At 68.0% G+C, this 6,373-nt stretch carries 5 protein-coding genes and 1 pseudogene; 1 reads left to right on the top strand and 5 read right to left on the bottom strand.

The window, feature by feature from the left end; translation table 11 throughout:
- Positions 1 to 1,498 precede the first annotated feature (1,498 nt).
- On the top strand, positions 1,499 to 1,669 hold the full coding sequence (locus PSD17_RS13785) for a hypothetical protein (RefSeq protein WP_339122838.1): 171 nt from the start codon (positions 1,499 to 1,501) through the stop codon (positions 1,667 to 1,669).
- Between the two features lie 1,312 nt (positions 1,670 to 2,981).
- On the opposite strand, the gene PSD17_RS13780 is transcribed toward PSD17_RS13785, so the two are convergent.
- From PSD17_RS13780 to PSD17_RS13760, 5 genes and pseudogenes are all read right to left on the bottom strand, one after another.
- Positions 2,982 to 3,248, bottom strand: coding sequence for a nucleoside hydrolase (locus tag PSD17_RS13780; protein ID WP_158703475.1), 267 nt, complete (start codon positions 3,246 to 3,248; stop codon positions 2,982 to 2,984).
- A 94-nt stretch (positions 3,249 to 3,342) separates the two neighbouring features.
- Complete coding sequence (locus PSD17_RS13775) at positions 3,343 to 3,690, bottom strand: cupin domain-containing protein (RefSeq protein ID WP_103381263.1); 348 nt, start codon at positions 3,688 to 3,690, stop codon at positions 3,343 to 3,345.
- Positions 3,691 to 4,292: 602 nt separating this feature from the next.
- Complete coding sequence (locus PSD17_RS13770) at positions 4,293 to 5,309, bottom strand: acrylyl-CoA reductase family protein (RefSeq protein WP_339122837.1); 1,017 nt, start codon at positions 5,307 to 5,309, stop codon at positions 4,293 to 4,295.
- Positions 5,291 to 5,629, bottom strand: coding sequence for an NIPSNAP family protein (locus tag PSD17_RS13765; RefSeq protein WP_103381262.1), 339 nt, complete (start codon positions 5,627 to 5,629; stop codon positions 5,291 to 5,293). The genes PSD17_RS13770 and PSD17_RS13765 overlap by 19 nt, the downstream gene beginning before the upstream one ends.
- A 458-nt stretch (positions 5,630 to 6,087) precedes the next feature.
- Positions 6,088 to 6,373, bottom strand: a pseudogene (locus PSD17_RS13760) (IS110 family transposase); the annotation flags it as partial.

Raw genomic sequence — 6,373 nt, 5'->3', positions numbered from 1 at the left:
AGCGGGTAGTGACAGTGCTTGTAGTTGTCCGTATTGATGATCAGGTTGTCGAGATACCCCATCGATCCGCCTTCATGAGAGTCGTTTCTACCGGTGGACTTGGTGCGCGTTGCGAGCCGGTTTGGCATCGTCCGGCCGCGAGCGTCGCTCAGATGGACGCCCCCGTTCACACACCGGAGAGCCTGGCTCACCCCAGCCCGTCGAAGCTAGGCGCGCAACCACAATGAACACGATCGTAACGTTTCTATGCTGGTCGAGCCCGGCTGACCTGAGGCGATCCGGGCAAGCCTCGACGTCGGGCAGTCTTCCGGGTGACCCGCGGCCGCTCGTCGTGTGGCGCTGGCGGCCCGACGCCGGGCCGCCAGCCGGCCCACGTCAGCCGGGAAGTTCGGATGGAACCGGTTCTTGACAGAGTACAGCTCGCCCTGTCCCGCACCTGTTCACGGCTTCGCGTCGACAACTCGATCTCCCACTCCTGGAGCATGTCCGCCCGGGCCCGGTTCCGGCAGGACCATCCCGATAGTGGAGGTAAGACGCCGGTCGAGGTCGCGCGGGGACCCGTGGGGTGAGTACGCCAGGCCCCGGGCGGGCATCCAGCACCCGGTTGCGCTGCTTCGGCATGACCGGTCCGGAGTGCTGAGCAGGGAGACACCGTGCTCGCCGAGAACCCGAACATGCCCGGCCACGTCCTTCACGGTCCGCCGCTCGTGCGCAGTCGGTCTGCGTCACGTCGTGCCGCCTCATGCCCGTTTCACCGGGGCCTGCACGCGTGCCGCCCAGGACGGCGTCGAGGCCCACAGGACGGCGCAGTACCACCACCCGACGAATTCCGCCTGCGCCCGGCGCGGAGGAGGGTCGGAACGTGGAGGAGGCCGCGCGATCGGCGTCCGCGGTGTCGCCGACTGCACGCCGTCACGATCGGCGTCGCGGTCGACGGGTCGAGGACGTCCGGGGAACCGAGCCCGACGGGGCGGTCGAGGGCACCGATGAAGAAACGATCCGACTCCATCTTCACCTCTCCTCCCCGCCAAGAACCTGCACTCAGTCGACCATGGAGCCGTAGCATGGCTCCCGTCGATCGAGCACATATAGAAACGATTCTGGGATCATAGGTCCCTCGCCGTGGGGGGTCAAGAACGACACGGGCATCCCTCCCTCCGGGAGTTGCGCCCGCGCGGGTGAGAGGAACCTCGAAGACGGCGTCCCGGACGAGGCGGTCGCCCTGATCAAGCCGTGCGCCGACGCGGCCTCAACCATCTGGTGCGCCACAACCCGGCCCCCATTGCAGACGCGCACAACCGAGCGCGATGTCGGACTCACCCGCTGGCGCGAGCGGCGGTGCTGTTGTTCTGTGCACGACGAGCTGCGGAGCGAGGGCTCTGTCCTTGGGGTCGCCCTCGAGGAGGCCGAGCCCGCTCGACCAGCACCTGACACCGCAACAGCGGAGTGATCGGCCGGGCGGTCGTTCGCCACCGCGCCGGTAAGGCTGGTCGCGAGCATGCTGCTGGCGTTCGCGTCGCCACGTCGACCGGTGCACGAGGTGGTGGATGCAGGCCTGCGGGGCGAGGACGTGCGCGGCGGCTCGCGGGCGTCGCCGTCCGATCTCATCGCCCGACAGCGGAATCAGCCGACGATGGCCGGTTGCCCCTTTTCGGCGTCGCGTTCGTGATCGAGACGCGGGTGACCGCGAGGTAGGCGGTACCTGGCATGGCCAGGGCGACGTGGGCGTGCCGGTCCCGGCGGGAGCGGACGTGGTCGTGGCCGAGTCCGGCGTCGTCTCCGCGGTCCGGAAGCACTCCTCGATCGCCGGCCGAGCTCGCGCGACCCGGACCGACTGTCGCAGCGGGGTGGCTGCGGGTGCGGCGCTGCGGTATTAGGCCGGCTCCCGTTCCGTCGTGCCCTCGACCGGCTCGGTCTGGCGACGAACCGGCAGCCAGTGCCCCCAGGCCGTCGGGAGGCCGTCGGTGGTGAGTGCGACAGCGGTCCCGGTCGGAGACCCGCAACCCGAGCGCACCCGGCCCGACCGGACGTCGCTCCCAGCCGTCGTGCCGCGGTGTGGCGCCACGCACTCCGGCGATCCACCCACGAGTCCTTCGTGAGCCGCCGCCGGCGTAAGCGCGGGCGAGCATCGCCGGCCCACCCGTGCTCGTGCAGCACCCGACTCGTCGGCGACGGGCGCAGCATCCTCGGTCCGGGGTGCGCAAGAAGCGCTCACGGTCGAGCAACGCCCGACCGTGGCCGCTCGCGTCGGCGAGGAGCACCCGAGCCGACAGCGGACGCCCGTCTTCATGAACCCGGTCTGGTCGACGGTCGACGCCGGACAGAGGGGCGCCAGATCGAGGACGTAGTCGCCCAGATCGTCGCGGACCCCATCGCCGTCCCAGTCCGCAGCAGCCGCCGCGCCCCATCAGAGACACCGCCCCCGCGTGCTCCGCGGGGGTTCAGTTCTGCCGTTCGTGCGCTCCAGCCCGACCAGCAACCCGCGCAGGTGCGCGGCCCACCCGACACCCGGCCGAAACAGCCCGCGACCAGCTTCACCACCGCGTCCGACAAAGCCACGTCCCCGGAAAGACCGACCAGGCGTGACCATCACCGCCGACCGGGCCGTCAGCCCCGCACAGACGCCCTCACCGCCGTTGCAGTACAAGGACACACACTCGGTCGGCGCGAGACGCCTGGTTCAACAACTCGAGCAGTCATCGAGAATTCGGCCAAACCGCTCGCCGTCGGCGCGAACAGCGACACGCGCGTTACCCGCTGCCTGCTCCGCCCGTCGGGGAATCAACGGTTGTCCGACCGTAGTCCTGCGGGCTCACCGTTCCACATCCACGGCATCCTCCGTGACTCGAGAACGGCTTCGCCGGCAGCGTGCGCGACGGAGAGCGCGCGGCGAGAGGGCAGATGAAAGATTCCTACACCATGAGGGCCGGATGCGATGTGGTACTCACGCGAGAGTCGAGACGACTCGACCGGAGTCGGTCTCAGGCTCTCGACGAGCGGCGCACGTCGTCACGAGTCACGAGCACCTCGTGCGTGGCGTCGAGAGGAGCCACGGTGAGGCGCTCGACGCCGGTTCCGAGGAGAGCATCGGCCGCCACGGCGTCGACGCAGATGTCGAACTCCGGTGCTGGTGCCCGGTTTCCGGACTTCCACGCACCGCCCATGTCGATGACCTCGTCGACCATGTCGACGTACGGGCGCATGGCGGCCGTCGTGAGCGCGACTGCGTCGTCATTGCCGGCACCCACGTCAAGGATCACCGGACGGGGCATCGGATGTCAGCCGCCGACATCGTGGTCAGCCCGGCCTCGGGCGGCCGGCGCCCGCAGCGGGACAACCACGTCACGAGTCCGACGCCGACCAGATGGAGACCTTCCGAAGTCGCTCGAGGGTCCGCCACGTATTGCGCTGGCCCCTATTGAGGCGTACGACATCGCCGGGTCCGATCTGGATCGTTTCCCTTGTGTCGTCGAACGTGACCTCGGCACGTCCTTCCAGGACCACGAACACCTCGTCGTCGGTCACGCCCCCGATGAGCCCCGGCTCCGCCTCCCACACGCCGACCTCCGCACCGGCGACAGTGCCGATATGGTAAGTACCGGTCGGTACCGTCGAGCCCGCGTCCTCCAGATTTTCGTACCCTTCAGGCTGGAGCTGGTAGCGGAACACGTTTCCGAGATGCTGTGTCATTCTGTACGCTTCCTTTCGCGCTGTTCTCGCTTCTTCGGGCCCGAACGCCCATCCGGGGCCCGCCGGAGACTCTTGACTCATCGCGGTTGAGTTTCGCCCATTTCTACCGTGGGGCCGACCGATGCATCCGTCGAGACTTCCGCGGAGCGCAGGGCGTCACGCTTGCTGGTCGCAGGCTTCGGGGACGTCGTCGATCTGCCGGGAGAACCGGTACGCCGCGAGCCGCCCTCGGGCGAATTGCACACCTCCTCGGAAGTCCCGGTGGCCGCGCTGTTCAGGAAGTCGTGGGCGACGTCGGGAACTATCGTGCGTGGACCGCCAGCTGAGCTCGACACTCCCTTTTCGTGCGCAGCCCTTCCGGCGCCGACGCCGCGTATCGCCGTCGACGCGAGATGCATTCGTCGGCGGCGCCGGCACGCCGCGTCCCGTTCCTTGTCACCGATCTCAGGACGACCACACCCGCTGCCCTCTCCCCACCGTCGGCATCTCGCGGTGCCAGGAGGAGGGGACCGGACCCCCCGAGCAGACCGGCGACCGCGCCGCCCCGCCCCGCCCCTCACCGCCGATGTACACGACCGGATGGTCCGCCATTGCCTCGTCGCTCATTTGTGGACATCGACGACGACACGACCGTGTACCCGGCCTGCCACGACATCCTGCGACACCCTCGCCGCGTCCTCGAGCCCCACGACCGAAGTGATCGAGTCGAGCAGCTCGTGGTCCACGTTCGCCAGCCGGTCCCATGCTTGCCGCCGTCGGTGCTCGGAGGCGTAGACGGAGTCGATACCGACCAACGAGACCCCTCGCAGGATGAACGGCAGCACCGTCGCAGGAAGATCGATTCCTTGTGCGAGACCGACCGCGGCGACCACGCCTCCGTAGCGGGTGGCGGCCAGAGCCGAGGCGAGCGTGGTGCTGCCGACGGAATCGACCACCGCGCTCCAGCTGGGAGTCGCCAACCCGTCGCCGGCCTCGGCCGGCAGCCGGTCGATGATCTCGCACGCCCCCAGCCGGAGCAGCGAATCCCGCAGTTGGTCTGCCCGTCCGGTTGACGCCACGACGTCGAAGCCGGCCTGGGCCAGCACCGCGATGGCGAGCGTTCCGACGCCGCCACCCGCGCCGGTGACCAGAACCGGCCCGTTCGAAGGCCTCACACCGGCCCCGAGGATTGCCTCGACTGCCAGCCCGGCGGTGTACCCCGCGGTCCCGATAGCAGCGGCGCGCCGGTGATCGAGCCGCGAAGGAAGTGCCAGCAAGAAGGTGCCCGGAACACGTGTCCGCTGCGTCAGTCCCCCGTCACGATCGGTCCCGAGACCGAAGCCGTTCGCCACCACCCCATCGCCGACCGCGAACAGCGGACTCGAAGAACGGGTCACCGTTCCTACGAAGTCGATACCCGGAACGATGGGAAAGCACTGAGGGAGGGACGAGCCGGCCTCCATCACCTTCCCGTCCTTGAAATTGAGATCCGAGTAGAGGACGTCGACCTCGACATCGCCCGAGGGCAGGTCGTCGTCGGTCAGCTCGTCGACCGAAAGCCGGGTCGATCCGTCGCCTCCATGGATTCGTACCGCACGGAACTCGCGCCTGCTACCACTGTTCACTTCTTCGTACACCACTCACCGAACGAGCTCGCGTCGACCAGTCGACGCCTCATCGACTGCACCAATGGGCCGTCCGCCTCGCTCGCGCGAAACGCGGCGATCCACTCCGGATCATGGACGAACGCCCCCCATTTGCGCTCCATGTCTGCGACATCTGTGAACCGGAGCATGTAGACGACCTCGTTGAACGAGTGATCGCCCACCGAGGTCACGCCGATCTGAACGAGGTCCATCTGATGTTTGACGAACAGGGGTAATGCGTGCTCTTTGAATCTCGTAATGAGCGACTCGAGGCGACCGGGCGTGACGACGTACTCTCGAACCTCGTACAGCACACTCTTTCCCTCACTATCGATTGCGCTATGACTGAACTGCCACCGGGGCTCGCCCGAAATGAAGACGTCGTCGTACGATTCTTCATCACCGACACAGCGCCACCCTGGCGGCGTCTACGGCAATGTCGTCAGAAGTACTCTCACCTCGACCCGCGGGCTCATGTTCGGCCTCGCAGGACATCAGGCGACCGCCGTCTCCTTCCCCTCGCCCAACAGGCGTTCGACGACACGTCTTCTTCATCCGAGTCGGCAAGGGTTGAATCGTTTCTTCCCGGGAGCATCGGGGGCCGGGGCCCGCCAAGATACCGGCACAGCGTAGCGGTCGCCGTCTGCCGACGGCAACACATGGAACGTTTATACCTGGGCTCTACGGGCCAGGGCGCCTCCGCCCCGTTGGGACAGACCACGACCGGCGGGTCGGCACGGACCGCGGTCAGACATCCCATGACGTAGTGGTGTCAAGCGGCAGCGGTGAAGCGGTGGGCCCAGGCGGTGGTCTCGTTGTAGGTGGTGCGGGTCTTCAGGCAGCCGTGCAGGATCCCGACGAGGCGGTTGCCGAGCTGGCGTAGGGCGGCGTGGTGGCCGACCTTGCGGCTTCGGAGTTCGTCGTAGTAGGCGCGGGCGCCGGGTGAGTTCGTCAGTGCGCAGAACGCCCACTGGTGCACTGCGTCGCCGAGGCGTTTGTTGCGGGCGTAGCGTGCCAGCACCACGGTGCGGCGCCCGGAGGCGCGGGTGATCGGGGAG

Source organism: Pseudonocardia sp. D17 (assembly GCF_036984265.1).
GTDB lineage: Bacteria > Actinomycetota > Actinomycetes > Mycobacteriales > Pseudonocardiaceae > Pseudonocardia > Pseudonocardia benzenivorans.
The sequence above is the reverse complement of the archived record's forward strand: the minus strand, read 5'-3'. Positions and strand labels throughout refer to the sequence as shown.

Excerpts from the sequence above, each read along its gene's own strand:
- PSD17_RS13775 (WP_103381263.1), bottom strand. The coding sequence starts at position 3,690 with ATGACACAGCATCTCGGAAACGTGTTCCGCTACCAGCTCCAGCCTGAA.
- PSD17_RS13785 (WP_339122838.1), top strand. The coding sequence starts at position 1,499 with ATGCTGCTGGCGTTCGCGTCGCCACGTCGACCGGTGCACGAGGTGGTG.